Here is a 15,005-nt window from a genome sequence, read left to right on the forward strand (position 1 = left end):
CGGGGCGGTAGGAGGAGCAACCGATGGATCCGTTGACCACCCTGTGGGAGACCTTCTTCGACGCCGACGCGATGCGCGAGGCGCTGCCCGAGATGCTGACCGTCGGGTTGCCCAACACGCTGATCCTCGCGGTCTCCGCCGCCCTGCTCGGCTCGGTGCTCGGCCTGTTGCTGGCCGTCGCCGGGATCTCCCGCAGCCGCTGGCTGCGCTGGCCGGCGCGGGTCTACACCGACGTGTTCCGGGGGCTGCCGGCCGCGGCGACGATCCTGCTGATCGGAGTCGGACTGGCCCCGCTGGGCATGCAGGTCTGGGGGCCGGATCCCTACCCGTTGGGCATTCTGGCGCTGTCGCTGATCGCCGCCGCGTACATCGGGGAGATCTTCCGCTCGGGCATCCAGTCGGTGGAGGCCGCCCAGTTGGAGGGCGCCCGCGCGCTCGGCTTCTCCTGGGCCGACGCAATGCGGCTGGTGATCATTCCGCAGGGCATCCGGCGGGTGCTGCCGGCCTGGGTGAACCAGCTCATCGCGCTGATCAAGGACTCCAGTCTGGTCTACTTCCTCGGCCTGGTGGCCAGCCAGCGGGAGCTGTTCCGGATCGGGCAGGACTACGCGGCCACCACCGGCAACGAATCGGCGCTGCTGCTGGCGGGGCTCTTCTACCTGGCGTTGACAGTCCCGCTGACGCACGTCGTCAACTGGATCGACCGACGGCTGCGCAACGGTCGGCCGGCCACCGCGCCCGACGACGAGGACGACGAGGACCTGTCGACCGCCACCACCGAAGGGCGCCGACCATGACCACCGACACCACCACCTCGGTCAGCCTCGACGTCCGCGACGTGCACCTCGCCTTCGGGCCGAACCGGGTGCTGCGCGGCGTCGACCTCTCGGTGCCGCGGGGCGCGACGGCCTGCGTCATCGGCCCGTCCGGGTCGGGCAAGTCCACCTTGCTGCGCACCATCAACCGGCTGATCGAACCGGACCGGGGCGACGTGCTGCTGGACGGGCGCAGCGTGCTCGGCGACGACCCGGACGCGCTGCGGCAACGGGTGGGCATGGTCTTCCAGCAGTTCAACCTCTTCCCGCACATGAGCGTGCTGCGCAACGTCACGCTGGCGCTGCGCCGGCTGCGCAAGCTCGATGCGGACGAGGCGGAGACCGTGGCCCGGGCCCAGTTGGAGCTGGTGGGGCTGGCCGGCAAGGCGGACTCCCGGCCGGCGCAGCTCTCCGGTGGTCAACAGCAGCGGGTGGCGATCGCCCGCGCGCTGGCGCTGCGCCCCGAGGTGATGCTCTTCGACGAGGCGACGTCGGCGCTCGACCCGGAGCTGGTCAAGGGCGTCCTCGGGGTGATGGCCGACCTGTCCGCCGCCGGCATGACCATGGTGGTGGTGACCCACGAGATGGGGTTCGCCCGGCAGGTCGCCGACACCGTCGCCTTCATGGACCGGGGCGTGGTGCTGGAGGCCGGCCCACCCGAGGCGATCTTCGAGCGGGCCGAGCATCCGCGGCTGCGCCGGTTCCTCGACCAGGTGCTCTGAGCCCTCCGTCACTCGTTGGGTCCGCGACCGAGCAGCCGGATCTCCTCGTTGTCCAGCGCGGACTGGAGTTCCTGGAGCACCAGGTCGTCGATCTCCCGGTTGTCGCGCAGCCGGGTGACCTCCCGCCTCTTGTGGGCGAGGACGCCGAGGCGCAGTCGGTGTTCCAACCGGCGCTCCTCGGCGGTGTTCCCACCGCTCTCGTCGAGGTCCGCCAGATGCCGCCGGTACTCGGCCTCCAGCCGGCGCACCGATTCGTCCTGGGCACCAACCTCCGCGGCGACCTGCGGTAGGGCGGCCAGGCCCACCTCGGTCGCCCGCCGCCGGGCGTTGCGGGCCTCGTCGACGCGTTCCGGGTCACCGGTGAGCCCGGCCCAACGCACCACCAACGGCAGGGTGGTGCCCTGGAGCAGCATGATCAGCACGATCACCAGCGCGGTGACGAAGATGATCAAATCGCGTTCGGCCACCGGCTGACCGTCGACCATCACCGTCGGAACGGCCAGGGCGGCGGCGAGCGAGACCGCGCCCCGGAAACCGGACCAGCCCGCGACGGTGCCGACCCGCCAGCTCGACGGCCCCTGGCTCGGGTCCATGATGCGGCGACGCCGAAGCCTCGCGATCTGTGCGGTGAGGTAGACGAAGAGCAGCCGGGTGCCGATCACGACGAGGGTGACCACCAGCACGATCACCAGAGCCCTCGGGGGCGAGGTGCTGGTGATCCCCCGGACCGCGCGCGGAATCTGCGTGCCGAGCAGGACGAACAACCCGCCGTTGATCAGGAAGGTGGACAGGTCCCAGAACGCGTACGCCAGGACCCGGGACCGGGCGCGGATCACCCGTGGGCCGGCGTAGGCCAGCACCAGGCCGGCGACCACCACCGCCAGCACACCGCTGGCGTGCACCGAGTCGGCGAGCAGGAAGGCACCGAACGGGGTCAGCACGCTGAGCGCGCCCTCGCGCAACGGATCGTCGAGCCGTTTGCGGATCAGCACCACCGCGGCCCCCACCAGCAGGCCGGCGACCACACCGCCGATGCTGGCGCCGACGAACTCCTCGCCGATGCCCAGGACACCCGGGTCGTCGCTGTGGCTGAGCAGCCCCACGGCCACAGCGAAGATCACCAGCGCTGTACCGTCGTTGACCAGGCTCTCCGCGTGCAGGGTGGTGAGCAGCTTCCGGGGCAACCGCTTGGCCAGGCCGGTGACCGCAGCGGCGTCGGTAGGCGCGAGGACCGCGCCGAGCACCCAGGCGGCGTCGGGGTTCACCCCGAACGCCTGCGCGGCGAACGACACGGTGACCATGGTGAGCACCACCAGCACCACGGCCAGCAGCCCGATCACGGGCAGGTTGGCCCGGATCTCCCGCAGGCTGATGGTGAGGCTCTCCCGGTAGAGGATCGCCGGCAGAAAGATCAGCAGGACCAGGTCGGGTTCCAGGGTGACCTCGGACAGCGGCGGCGTGAGCCCGAGCAGCACACCCAACGCGATGAGCAGGACCGGCGGGGCGACCCGGTACCGGCCGCCGAGGGTGGTGCCGACAAGGACGGTGACGCCGAGTGCCACGATCAGGATGAGCGCCTCCACGCGTACCCCCTCGGATCATGGCCGACGGCGGACGCGCCGGTGGTTCCATCTGACCGCACCCCACGGCTGGTTCCGGCCGAAACCGGCAAGTCGCCGGGGAGCCAGAGCGCGTTGGCCAGGCACACCCGCCGCGGCGCTCAGGACGGGTCGTCGGCGCGGACGCGTGCCAGGAGCAGCCGGGCGGTACGGCGATGCTCGGCGGCTTCCTCGTCGCGGCCCAGCGCGGCGGCCAGATCGGCGAGGTGCGCGGCCACCGGGCCGACGGTGAGCACCCCGGTGCCGGCTGCCAGTTCGGTGGCGGCCGGGCGGAGCGCGCGGGCGACGCGTTCCATGGTGGGACGGTCGCCCACGGCCAGCGCCGCCCGGGCGGTGAGGCACAGCCGCACCTCCCGAAGCAGGTCGTGCGGCCCGTCCGGCAGGGCCCGCAACGCCGCCGTGGCAGCACCGGGATCGTCGGCGGCGGCCAGCAGCAGGGGCCGCACCCAGGGCTCGTGCGGGCCCCAGTCCCACCGCGCCCAGTCCTCGTCACCCGGCCCGGGAATCGGCCGCCGCGCCGCGGCCAGCCGGGGGTCACCCGCCGGCGGGGCGTCGCTCACCGCGTCGGCCAGGCGCAGGCCGAGCAGGGCGAGCGGCAGCAACCCCTGGGCCAGGCCCGGCATACCGTCGGCGGGCAGCTCTTCGGCGGCAGCACGGTACGCGGTTGCCGCGGCGTCCCGGTCGCCGCCCAACGCCAGCCGCAGCGCGGCGTACCACCGGGTGAAGACACCGACCAACGGCAGCTCGTACGCCTCGGCGAGGCGGTCGGCGGCGCGGGCGTGCGCGTCGGCGGCGGGCCGGTCGGCCAGCGCGCAGCTGGCCTGGACCAGGACGAGGTGGCCGAGCACCTCGAAGGTCACCAGGTGGTGCCGGGCGGCCAGCTCGACCAGTTCCACGCCGATCCGGGCCCGCGCGTCGGCCAGACCGACGCGGTGGAAGGCGTGCATGAAGCGGGCGTTGAGCGCGAACGCCACCAGAGCGGGATCGCCGATGTCGCGGGCTATCGTCTCGGCCTCGGCGGCGGCGCGGCGGCCACGATCGGTGGTGGTGCCGCGCAGCTCCAACGCGAGGGTGCTCAGCAGCCGGCTGCGCTGCGCCGAGCCGATCGGGCCGAGCGCGGTCAGGGCGTGTTCGGCGGCCCGGACGATGTGCCCGGAGAGCATGTCGTCGTCGTTGCGCGTCCAACTGGCGGGCACGTCGAAGCCCGCCAGCGCCTCCTGGATCAGCAGGGGGTCGCCGGTGGACTCGGCGACGCTGATCGCCTCGGCACGCCGCAGCCGCGCCTCGGCCAGCCGGCCCGTCACGGCGAGCGCCCGCCCCAGGCCGAGCAGCGCGGTCACCCGCCCACGCGGCTCGACCCCACCGGCGCTGTCGTACGCGTCGATCGCCTGGCCCCACAGCCGGGCCGCCTCGTGGGGGTTGCCGCCCCGCTCGGCCCGCTCGGCCGCCGCCTGGGCGTGTGTCGACGCCTCGGCGGCGTGGGCCGGCCCGGCGCGCAGCAGGTGGTATGCGAGGGCTGCCGGCTCGACGGGTGCCCGCTGTCGCAGCACCTCGGCAACGGCCGCGTGCCAGGCGGCGCGGCGCGGCGCTGACAGGTCGGCGTAGAGCGTGTCGCGGACCAGGATGTGGGTGAAGCGCAGCCGCCCGTCGGACTCTCGCTCACTGAGGAACCCGGCCGCCAGGGCGCGGTCCACGGCGTCCAGCGCTGCCACCGGGTCACCGGCCAACGCGCCCAGCACGTCTGGGTCGAGGTCCCGACCGAGCACGGCCGCCTGCCGCAGCACGGTACGGGTCGAGGCGGGTAGCTGCGCCAACCGGTGCCGGATCACGTCGCGTACCCCGGGCGGCACGGCGGCCAACCCCGCCTGTCCCGTGCTCGCGTACAGCTGGGCCAGCTCGCGGACGAAGAACGGGTTACCGCCGCTGCGCCGGTGGATCGACCGGGCGGTGGCCTGGTCCAGTTCCGCCCCGACGATGGCCCCGGCCAGCTCGCCGGTCGCCGACGCGGGCAGGCCGGCGAGATATTCCCGGACCGGCTCCAACCCCGCGGCGCGGGCCAGCGTGGCGGTCAACTCCGGGCTGATCTCGGTGGCCCGGTAGGTGCCGAGGATCAGCACCGGCCCGCTGGCCGGCTGCGCGCCGGTGAGCAGCGCGGTCAGCAGGTCCAGGGTGTCGCCGTCGGCGCGGTGCAGGTCGTCGAGGACCAGCAGGACCGGCGCCCGGTCGGCGACCGCCGCGATCAGCGAAGCCACCGCGCGGTGTCGACGGAACCGCACGGTGGCGGAGTCGGCCGAGCCGTCGGCCGAGCCGTCTTCCGGGTCGGCAGCGACGGCGGCGGGCGCGGCGGCGGGCCCGGCGAGCGTGTCGGTGATCTGGGTCCACGGCCACGCCGCAGGCGCGCCCTCGTACTCCGGGCTGCGTCCCCACGCCGTGGTCCAGCCCTCGGCGGTGAGTCGCCGGGTCAGGGCCTCGGCCAGCGCGGTCTTGCCGGCACCCGGGTCGCCGCTGAGCAGGGCGAGCGTGGGCCGCCGGCGGTGGGACGCGGCCTCGGCGGCGTGCCGCAGCCGCCCCAGCTCCGCGTCGCGCCCGACGAACGGGCGCTGCTCCGTCTCGACGGGTCGCGCGGCCTGCCCGAGACCGGGGGTGGCGGCCCGATCGAGGGGCGGGGCGAGGTGCGGCGCCTGGGCGAGGATGTCGGTCTCCAGCCGTCGCAGCTCAGGCCCCGGGTCCACCCCCAGCTCGGTCACCAGGACGTGGCGGGCCTCCCGCAGTGCGGCCAGCGCGTCGCCCTGCCGGCCGGCGCGGTACCGGGCCGTCGCGAGCAGCCGCCACGCGTCCTCGCGCAGCGGATGGCTGGCCAGGTGCGCCGGCAGGTCAGCGGCGGCCTCGTCCGGTCGGCCCACCGCCAGGAGCGCCTCGGCCCGCCGCTCGACGGCGAGCATCCGCAGCTCGTCCAGCCGGTTGATCTCCGCGACCGCCCAGGACTCGTTGGCGCAGTCGGCGTACGCGGGCCCGCGCCAGAGCCCGAGCGCCGAGTCCAGCGCGGCCAGGGCCGGCGCGGGACGCCCGGCCGCCAGCAGCCGAGCCGCCGCACCGACAGCCGCCTCGAACTGTCCGGCGTCCACCGCGTCCGGGGCGGCCTTCAGCGCGTACCCCGGTGGCTCGGTGACCAGGATCCGGGGCGGCTGCCGGGGTGGCCGATCGGGCTCCAGGGCCCGGCGCAGGTCGGCGACGAAGGTCCGGATCGCGCCCACCGCGCCGTCCGGTGCGACCTCCCACAGGTCGTCGACGAGACGATCCACCGGCACCACCCGACCGTGGGCGATCAACAGCCGGCCCAGCACCAGGCGCTGCCGGTGCCCCCGCAGGGGGACCGGGCCGCGCTCGGTCGCGGCGATCACCGGCCCGAGGACGCCGAAGGTCACCGCGACGGGCGCCGTCAGCTGCCTGGTCACGGCACCAATCTAGGCCGTTGGCTCGCCCGGCACTCATCCGACGCTGACCGGCTGCTGATCACCACCGCGCAGGCTCGGTGAGGTACGACGGCGACGGGCCACCGCCCCCCGCCGGGACTGCTCACCAGGAAGGTTCCCCGTGGACCCGAAGATCAACGGATTCGACTACCGACGTGTCACCGTCGCCGACGGGGTGACGCTCAACGCCGCCGTGGGCGGTTCCGGGCCGGCGATCGTGCTGCTGCACGGCTTTCCGCAGACACACCTCATGTGGCGGCACGTCGCCGCCGACCTGGCCGCCGACCACACGGTCATCTGCCCGGACCTGCGCGGCTACGGCGACAGCGACAAGCCCCTCGACCCCGACGGCACCGGGTACGCCAAGCGCACCATGGCCGCCGACATCGTGGCGCTGGCCGGCGCGCTCGGTCACGAGCGGTTCGCCCTGGCCGGGCACGACCGGGGCGCCCTGGTCGCGTTCCGCGCCGGCCTCGACCATCCGGCGGCGATCAGCCACCTGGCCCTGCTCGACGTGCTACCCACGCTGGACATGTGGGACGTGTTGCACGGCGCCAGCGCCGCTGTGGCGTTTCACCTCTATCTGATGGCGCAGCCGCCCGGCCTGCCCGAAGAGCTGATCGCCGGCAGCCCGGACGCCTTCTTCGGTCACTTCCTGGACGTCTGGACCCGTGATCCGGAGGCGCTGCCGGCGGAGGTGCGTGCCGCGTACCTGCGCGCGTCCCGCAACGCCGTCCCCTCGATCGTCGCCGACTACCGGGCGTCGGCCGGGATCGACGTGGCCCACGACGCCGTCGACCGGGCGGCCGGCAACCAGCTGCGGATGCCGGTGGCGGTGCTCCAGCAGGACTGGGGCGCGGCGCTGGGCTACGACGCGGCGGCGGTGTGGCGGGCCTGGGCGCCGGATCTGGACCACCAGACGGTCACCTGCGGGCACTTCATGGCGGAGGAGGCCCCGGCCGAGGTGCTCCGGGCGCTGCGCGCCCTGCTCGCTCGTTGATCGACCGGCGACCCGGCCCACGATCGCCACCCTGGGGAAGATATCCGACACTCCCCGTCACCGGGCGACCGTGCGGCCGGGTCGCCACGCTGCACCCTTTCCACCGCCCAAAAACCACCGGGTAATGCCCCTTGACCTGCGGGAATGCGACGTTACACAGGTAGACGCGAACCGACGATCGGTGATACACAGGCAGATACCGGCAGCCAACGACGTCGAGTCGTTCCATCTTCTCGCCCAACGACCGTCCACAGCAACGCGCCACCGGGCTCCGCCGCACGGTTCACGGCTGCACAGCCGCGACCCACCGAACGGCACTGGCCCACCGGCCGCTGCCGGACGCCGGTCCTCGACCAAGGAGCTGCCGTGGGAAACCTTCGTATCCGATCCCGCCACCAGCCGTACGAGATCGCCGTCCTGGCTGCGGCACCCCTCTGCGGCATTCTGCTGATGACCCTCAATGTCCGGCCGACGTCCGTCCAGACGTCGATGCCGGAGCCCATCCAGGTCGCCTGGGAGCTGGGTCTGGTCGCGGTGGGCGTGGGCGGACTACTGGGCGTCCTGTGGCCCGGCCGGCTCTCCACCGGGCTCGGCCTCGAACTCGCGTCGGTGCTGGTGCTCGGCACGATCACCGGCATGTACGCGGTGGCCCTGGTGGTCATGTCAGGCCAGAACGCCATCGTCGCCACATCGTTCGTGATGGCGGTGACGGTCGGGTCGCTCTGGCGGGCCGCGCAGATCGCCATCGACCTCCGTCGCCTGGCGCGAGCATGCGAATTTGTGACCTACGAACAGTTGCAGGCAGGTGTCACGTGATTACCGCACCCGCGCCAGCTGCACCGCACTGGGTGCAGGTGGCGCTCAGCGTGCTCGGCATCCTCGGCGGGGGCACCGGCCTGGCCGCGATCGCCACAGTCGTGGTGCAGCGGGGCAAGTTCAAGGCCGATGCCGCCGACACGCTCACCGAGGCCGCCCTCACGCTGGTACAGCCGTTGCAGACGCGGATCACCCAGCTGGAGGGCGAGGCGTTCAGCGCCCGGTCCGAGCTGGGAGTGCTGCGCGAGCAGGTCAACCAGTTGCAGTTCGTCGTCCGGGTGCTCACGCGGACGTTGGACCGCTGGCGTGTCGCGATCCGGGCCCCCGACGCCACCCTGCGCAAGGTCCGCGCGACGGTGGCGGAGTCCGACCGGATTCCCGAAATGGATCGTTGACGCCGCGCCGCCCCTGCGGCCGGTGACCCTCAGCCGGCAGCGCGAAGGCGTTCGGTGAGTTCACGCACCGCAGCCCGGAACTCGGGGTCGCTCTCGCCCGGATGATGCCCCCGCAGCGGCGGCGCGGACCGCTCTCCCGGTGCCGGCAGCAGGTGTGCCGGGTCCCGCAACCGCCTGTCGACCTGGCCCGCCGGATCGGCCGGGTCCGGGGGTGGATCACCGGGCCGGTGTGCCGCGAACACCCAGCCGCCGACCGGATCGGTTTCCCGCCAGAGGTTGAGCCACCGCCACTCGACCCGCTCCCCCACCTCCCGCAGCACCCCCTCGTTGAGGTAGGCCGGAAAGAGCCGGGCGTACAGGCGGTCCAGCGGTGAACCGTAGGTGAGCAGCGCGACCCGTCGGCGTACGCGCGGAGGCAGCCGCAGCACCGCCAGCGCCAGCAGCGCGGACCCGTGACTGTGCCCGCAGAGCAGCACCCCGGCGTGCCGCTCGGCCAGTTGGCTGATCCGGTCGGCCAGCTCCGGCACGGCCCGGTCGGCGTAACTCGGCGGGGCGAACGGGTGCGCGGCCCGGGGCCAGAAGGTGCCCAGGTCCCACAGGATGCCGACGTGCCGGCGGAACCACGCGGTCCGGTAGGCGAACACACCCCCGGCCAACAGTGTGAGGAGCAGTCCGGCGAGGAGGTAGGTGCTTCCGGTGAGCCCCATCTCGACGGCTCGTGGCGGGAGCCCGAACAGCTGTAGCGCCAACTGCTCCGGCTCACGCCCGGTTCGCCCCACCAGGCTCGTGATCAGTCCGATCAGCGCGAGCACCGCGTACGTGGTCGCGATCAGACCCAGCCACTCGGTGAACCTCGCCCGGGCGATGGTCGTCATCGTCAGCCGCAGCCGCCCCGCCGCCTCCGGCGGAACCACCGGGAAGTCGCGACGGGTGATCGCCGTTGCCGCGGCGCGCCGTCGTCGCCGCGACAGGAGGGTCAGGGCGCCGCACACCAGCACCCCCGCGACCACGTGCAAAAAGAAGGACAGAAGCGTCCACCGGTACGGCAGCGGCGGCCCGCCGTCGCCGGAGTAACCGCGGAGCAACTGCCCGATCTGGTAGACGAGACCGGCGGAGAGCCCGCTGGCCAGGCCGACCGCGAAGGCGGCGACGACCGCCGCGCCCAGGCCACGCCGCAGCGTGGACCCTCCACCCGCACGACCACGGTGCCACAGCACCAGCCCGCTGAGCACCACCAGCAGGGTCATCTGACCGAACAGGGCCCCGGCCGCGATCCCGCCGTAGCCGGGCATTCCGGTCGACGACGGCCAGCCATGGTCGTCGCGCGCGACGAGGACGAGGGTCGCCACAGTCATACCGACGGCCAGGACGGCTGTGGTGCGGGCGGTCCATTGCGCGGTTCGCGCCATCGCGGCCCGTTCGGCCAGCCCGGGGGCGGCGAGCAGGCCGACGCAGACCAGCAGCACCACCACGCTGAGGGTCAGCAGCAGCGTCGTCCCGACCGTCGCGCCAGCGGTGTGGCGGGCCGCCAGCAGCATGAGATCGAGTACGGCGAGCGCGGCGGCGACGTGGATCGCTCGCAGCCGTTGCACCAGCGGTTCCACGGTCCACACGGCGTTGCCGTCCGAGTGGGACCGGCGCACGCCGACGAGCAGGAGGAACACGATGGCGGCGATCGGCAGGAGCGCCAGCACGCACAGCCGCTGCCCGAGGTGCCGGCCGTCGAGCCCGGCCATCGTGTCGAAGGGCTCACGGCAGCGGGCCGCACCGAGACACCGCCAGGCGAACAAATCGAGGGCGACCCCGGCGATGGACACCACGTACAGCACCGTGAGGTTCAGCGCGAGGAGCCGGCAGAGCATGGTGACCCCGGCGGCACGGCGGCGGCCGGTGGGCAGCATCCACACGGCCACGTTGCTGAACATGAACGGCAGCAGGAAGACCATGGAGAGGGTCCGGGCCACGGTGCCCGCGGGCAGGTCCCCCCAGCGGTACGCCTCCAGCGTCACCCCGTCCGGGTCGGTGTCCTCCGCCGGGTCGGGGCGGTGGAAGCCGCCACTGTCGTCGCCGGCGACCTGCCGGACTCCCCGGCGGTCGAGGATGACAGTGGGGTCGCCCCCGGACACGCCGTGCACCCGCAACTCCACCACGTCGGGTCTGCGCGGTTGGTCGCCGTGGTCCGGCTCTCGGTCAGGCACCGGGCCGCTCCCCGTGCCGCCGCTGGTCGGCCTCGTCGCGTCCGCTGATCTGTCGCGCGTATCCCCGCAGGCCGGGCATCCCGTCGACCAGGACGATGAGCAGCAGCACTCCGGCGACGACGGCGCTGTTGACGAGTTGCGGCAGCTTCACCGTCGCCAGCCCGGCCACGAGGATGGCCGGCACCCCGATCAGACGCGCCCAGGGCCGGCTGCCGTCGACCACTGCCGCGAGGTGGATCCGGGCGGTCAGGAACAGCACGGGGCCGATCACGCCCAAGGCCAACTGCCCCGTGTCGTTCCCTCCGGGATCGTCGATCGCCATCTCCATGGCCACGGAGGTGGCCAGCACACCGGCGATCATGACGAGGTGCAGGTAGCCCGCCTTGAGTGTCACCTTGCTGCCAGCCGGGCCGTCCGCCTCGATCCTCGTGGCCAGCCGTACGCCGGCGGGCACCAGGTAGAGCCGGGCGAGGGCCACCGCGGTGGCGAACGCCGAGACGAAGGCCAGCGTGCTGTCCCGATCCATGCCGGACTGGCTGTAGGTGACGCCGGAGATCAGGATCAGCTCACCCAGGGCGATGATGAAGATCTGTTGGTACCGCTCGGACAGGTGCCTGCCGTTCACCTGGAGTTCGGTCCAGGTACTGCGTCCGAGCCGGGGAAACGGCCAGCGCAGCCGGGCCAGGAGGTACTCCAGCGCCAGGGCCAGTGCCCAGAGCACCTCGCGGGCCGGGGCCACGACCGCCCCGACCACCCAGAGCACGCCGGAGATCCCGAACCAGATCGCCACCCGCAGGCTGCGCACCAGGAGCGGGTGCCCCCGCAGGCCGGGGATCAGGATCGCCCCCCGACCCAGGTGGATGGCCACGTAGGCGACGGCGAACACCAGGGCGTGCCCGTCGAACGCGGTGGGTACGGCCGCGGCCATCAGCAGGCCGCCGAACATCACCCAGAGCAGCAGGGCGACGATCAGCGGGGCGCGCGGGTCGAACCAGTCCGCCGACCAGGCCGTCACGAACCACACCCACCAGAGCGCGGCCAGCATCAGCGACACCTGGAAACCGCCGGTGAGGCTGGGATCGTCGAGCAGCGCGCGGGACAGCCGGGTCAACGCGAAGATGAACGCCAGGTCGAAGAAGAGTTCCAGGAACGACGCCTTGCCCGGGTTCTCCCGTCGGAGCAGCAGCCGTCCCGGAAGCGCGCCCGCCATCGCCATCCTTCCCCGGCCCCGCGGCTGCCGCCGCCGTCCCAGTCGTACCACCCCGACCGCCAGACCCGGAGTGGTTCCGCCGAGCCGGACCGGCCGGCGGCGACACCGCGCTACGACATCAGGTCCGACGCCACATCCCAGAGCCGCGCGGCGTTGCCCGGGTCGACCGCGTACGCGGCCACGCCGGTGTAGTCGGCGGGCCGCTCGGTGACGACCGGGGCCTCGGCGCAGTCCTCGAAGTAGCGACCGCCGACGCCGTCGAGCAGCGGGGACGCCGCGAGCAGCACCGAGGTCGCCGCGCCCTGCTGCGGGGTCTTGTGCATCTCCCTGGGCGACTTCAGGCCACCGGTGTGCTTCTGCAGCCCGGTGGCGATGGCGCCCGGGTTCAGCGCGTTGGCGTAAATGCCCTCGCCGGCCCAGCGGCGGGTGGCTTCCACGGCGAGCAGGGCCTCGGCGCTCTTGGACTGCCCGTAGGCCAGCAGCGGGTCGTACGGCCGGAACGCGAAGTGCAGATCGTCGAAGATCACCGGGGAGAAGAGGTTGCCGCTGGAGCTGACCGACACGACTCGGGCACCGCCGGCTGCGGCGAGGGCGTCGTGCAGGCCGACGGTCAACGCGAAGTGCCCCATGAAGTTGGTGGCGAACTGCATCTCCCAGCCCTCGGCGGTGCGCTCCAGCTCGGGCAGCGCCATGATCCCCGCGTTGTTGACCAGGATGTGCAGCGGCTGGTCCCAGCCGGCGACGAACTGGCGTACCGAAGCCTGGTCGGCCAGGTCCAGCGCGCGGACGGTGACCCGCTCCGCGCCGATGCTGGCCGCGATGTCGCCGGCGGCCTGCTCACCCGCCGCGACCCGGCGGACCCCGAGGACGACCTCGGCGCCGGCAGCGGCGAGCGAACGGGCCGTCTCGATGCCGATGCCGGCGGCACCGCCGGTGACGATGGCCCGCTTGCCGCTCAGGTCCACCCCGGCGATGACCTCGTCGGCGGTGGAGGCGAAACCGAAGGGGGTCGTGATGCGCTCTGTCATTGCTGTCCCGTCTCTCGATCACGCTTACCTGGACACTGTCACCCGAGCGGCAGGCGTCAGCCGGTTCCCTGTTTTTCCTGGTAGTGGCAGGACCAGGATGGGCGGTCGGTGCCGGCTCCTACGATGGGCGGGTGAGCGCGGCCGGCCCGCTGGGCGAATACCTGCGTGCCCGGCGCGAGCTGATCGGGCCGGGTGACGTCGGCCTGCCCGCGCACGGCCGTCGGCGGGTCCCCGGCCTGCGGCGCGAGGAGGCCGCCCTGCTCGCCGGCATCAGCGCCGACTACTACCTGCGGTTGGAGCAGGGGCGTGACCGGCACCCGTCGACGCAGGTGGTCGAGGCGCTGGCCCGCGCGCTACGGCTGGACGCGGACGCGGCGGCACACCTGCACACCCTGGCCCGGCCGGTGCCGCCCCGCCGGGCGGCGCGCCCCCCGGAGCGGGTGCCGGTGGGCATCCGGCAGTTGGTCGGTTCGTGGGCCGAGACGCCGGCCTTCGTGCACGGCCGACACCTGGACGTGCTCTTCGCCAACCCCGCCGCGACCGCGCTGGCACCGATCTTCACCGCCGGGGTGAATCTCCTGCGCGCGGTCTTCCTGGACCCGAGCGTGCCGGCGCTCTACCCGGCTCTGACGGCTGTCGCGGCCAACGCGGTGGCCGGCCTGCGCGCACAGGTCGGCCCCGAGGTGGACGACCCCCACCTCACCGAGTTGGTGCGGGAGCTGACGGCCGGCAGCGAGCGGTTTCGGCGGTTGTGGGCCCGGCACGACGTCACGGCCCGCGCGGGCGGCGGGGTGCGGGTGTTCCAGCACCCGGAGCTGGGCGAGTTGGCGCTGCGCTACGAGAAGTTCACGATCAGCGGCACCACCCAGTCGCTGGTGGTCTATCACGCCGAGCCGGGCAGCCCGTCGGCGCGCTCGCTGGCCCGGCTGGCTCGACGGGCAGCACCGCGCTAGCGGCTACCGGTTGGCCGCCCGCTCGGCGACCACCACCGAGACCCCGTCGAGGACGCGTTGCAGACCGAACTCGAACGCGTACTCCGGGCCGTACGCGCCACCGTGCTGCTGGCCGGCCGCGGTGCCGACCCGGGACGCGATCGGGTAGGCGCCGGCCGTCATGACCGTCTCCAGCACGGGCGCGTGCGACTGCCACCACTGGCCGTCGGTCAGGCCGGTCTCGCGCTCCAGGTCGACCACCTCGGAGGCGGCCCGCGCGGCGCTCTTCACGTGCCCCAGCACGAGGGTGAGCACCGCGTCGACCTCGACGTCGGTGAGCCCGATGTCGACGATGGCGCTCAGCTCGTAGTCGTACTTGGCCATCAGGTGCGGGCCGAGCACCGGTCGGGTGGTCTCGGCCCGCAGCATCCAGGGGTGCCGCTGGTAGAGCGCCAGGTTGTCGCGGGCGACCCGCTCCAGCCGGGTACGCCAGTCACCCTCGACCACGGGGCGTGGCATCTCGCCGTACGCGGTGTCGATCATGACGGCGACGAGCTCGGCCTTGCCCGGCACGTAGGTGTAGACCGACATCGTGCCGACGCCCAGCGCCTCGGCGACCCGACGCATGGTCAGCGCGTCGAGCCCCTCGGCGTCGGCGATGTCGATCGCGGCCCGGACCACCCGGTCGACGCTGAGCGCCGGGCCGGCGCTGCGACTGGTCGGCTCCCGGGTGCGCCAGAGAAGAGCCAGGCTGCGGGCCGGGTCCGCGGTCGTCCTGCGCTCACTCGCCATGGTGC

General features: G+C 73.3%; 12 protein-coding genes. 6 read left to right on the forward strand and 6 right to left on the reverse strand.

Annotated elements, in window-relative coordinates; translation table 11 throughout:
- Window positions 1-23 precede the first annotated feature (23 nt).
- Window positions 24-797 carry an amino acid ABC transporter permease gene (locus tag ACZ6NZ_RS11295; protein ID WP_465857930.1) on the forward strand — a complete coding sequence of 258 codons (774 nt, stop codon included), beginning with the start codon at window positions 24-26 and terminating at the stop codon, window positions 795-797.
- On the forward strand, window positions 794-1,537 hold the full coding sequence (locus ACZ6NZ_RS11300; RefSeq protein ID WP_465857932.1) for an amino acid ABC transporter ATP-binding protein: 744 nt from the start codon (window positions 794-796) through the stop codon (window positions 1,535-1,537). The genes ACZ6NZ_RS11295 and ACZ6NZ_RS11300 overlap by 4 nt, the downstream gene beginning before the upstream one ends.
- Before the next feature lie 8 nt (window positions 1,538-1,545).
- Here the strand turns inward: ACZ6NZ_RS11300 and ACZ6NZ_RS11305 are convergent, their stop codons facing one another.
- The gene (locus ACZ6NZ_RS11305) at window positions 1,546-3,120 is read right to left on the reverse strand and encodes a Na+/H+ antiporter (RefSeq protein WP_465857934.1); all 1,575 of its coding nucleotides are present in this window, start codon (window positions 3,118-3,120) and stop codon (window positions 1,546-1,548) included.
- Window positions 3,121-3,257: 137 nt separating this feature from the next.
- The gene (locus ACZ6NZ_RS11310; RefSeq protein WP_465857936.1) at window positions 3,258-6,611 is read right to left on the reverse strand and encodes a BTAD domain-containing putative transcriptional regulator; all 3,354 of its coding nucleotides are present in this window, start codon (window positions 6,609-6,611) and stop codon (window positions 3,258-3,260) included.
- 139 nt (window positions 6,612-6,750) lie between these two features.
- Here ACZ6NZ_RS11310 and ACZ6NZ_RS11315 point away from each other — a divergent pair, with 139 nt between their 5' ends.
- The 3 genes from ACZ6NZ_RS11315 to ACZ6NZ_RS11325 all read left to right on the forward strand — a co-directional run bounded on the left by ACZ6NZ_RS11315 (window position 6,751) and on the right by ACZ6NZ_RS11325 (window position 8,840).
- A complete protein-coding gene (locus ACZ6NZ_RS11315) occupies window positions 6,751-7,629 on the forward strand; it encodes an alpha/beta fold hydrolase (protein WP_465857938.1) in 879 nt (292 codons plus the stop codon).
- Window positions 7,630-7,995: 366 nt separating this feature from the next.
- Window positions 7,996-8,445 carry a hypothetical protein gene (locus ACZ6NZ_RS11320; protein ID WP_465857940.1) on the forward strand — a complete coding sequence of 150 codons (450 nt, stop codon included), beginning with the start codon at window positions 7,996-7,998 and terminating at the stop codon, window positions 8,443-8,445.
- A complete protein-coding gene (locus ACZ6NZ_RS11325; protein WP_366611526.1) occupies window positions 8,442-8,840 on the forward strand; it encodes a hypothetical protein in 399 nt (132 codons plus the stop codon). Before ACZ6NZ_RS11320 ends, ACZ6NZ_RS11325 begins: the two co-directional genes overlap by 4 nt.
- A gap of 29 nt (window positions 8,841-8,869) precedes the next feature.
- Here the strand turns inward: ACZ6NZ_RS11325 and ACZ6NZ_RS11330 are convergent, their stop codons facing one another.
- From ACZ6NZ_RS11330 to ACZ6NZ_RS11340, 3 genes are all read right to left on the reverse strand, one after another.
- Complete coding sequence (locus tag ACZ6NZ_RS11330) at window positions 8,870-11,038, reverse strand: hypothetical protein (protein ID WP_465857942.1); 2,169 nt, start codon at window positions 11,036-11,038, stop codon at window positions 8,870-8,872.
- A complete protein-coding gene (locus ACZ6NZ_RS11335; protein WP_465857944.1) occupies window positions 11,031-12,248 on the reverse strand; it encodes a low temperature requirement protein A in 1,218 nt (405 codons plus the stop codon). The genes ACZ6NZ_RS11330 and ACZ6NZ_RS11335 overlap by 8 nt, the downstream gene beginning before the upstream one ends.
- Window positions 12,249-12,358: 110 nt before the next feature.
- Window positions 12,359-13,276, reverse strand: coding sequence for an SDR family NAD(P)-dependent oxidoreductase (locus ACZ6NZ_RS11340; RefSeq protein WP_366611520.1), 918 nt, complete (start codon window positions 13,274-13,276; stop codon window positions 12,359-12,361).
- A gap of 131 nt (window positions 13,277-13,407) precedes the next feature.
- Between ACZ6NZ_RS11340 and ACZ6NZ_RS11345 the strand changes: the two genes are divergently transcribed.
- Window positions 13,408-14,229 carry a helix-turn-helix transcriptional regulator gene (locus ACZ6NZ_RS11345; protein ID WP_465857947.1) on the forward strand — a complete coding sequence of 274 codons (822 nt, stop codon included), beginning with the start codon at window positions 13,408-13,410 and terminating at the stop codon, window positions 14,227-14,229.
- A 3-nt stretch (window positions 14,230-14,232) separates the two neighbouring features.
- Here the strand turns inward: ACZ6NZ_RS11345 and ACZ6NZ_RS11350 are convergent, their stop codons facing one another.
- Window positions 14,233-15,000, reverse strand: coding sequence for a TetR/AcrR family transcriptional regulator (locus tag ACZ6NZ_RS11350; RefSeq protein ID WP_465857949.1), 768 nt, complete (start codon window positions 14,998-15,000; stop codon window positions 14,233-14,235).
- Window positions 15,001-15,005: the final 5 nt, after the last annotated feature.

Source organism: Micromonospora sp. NPDC047756 (assembly GCF_055587245.1).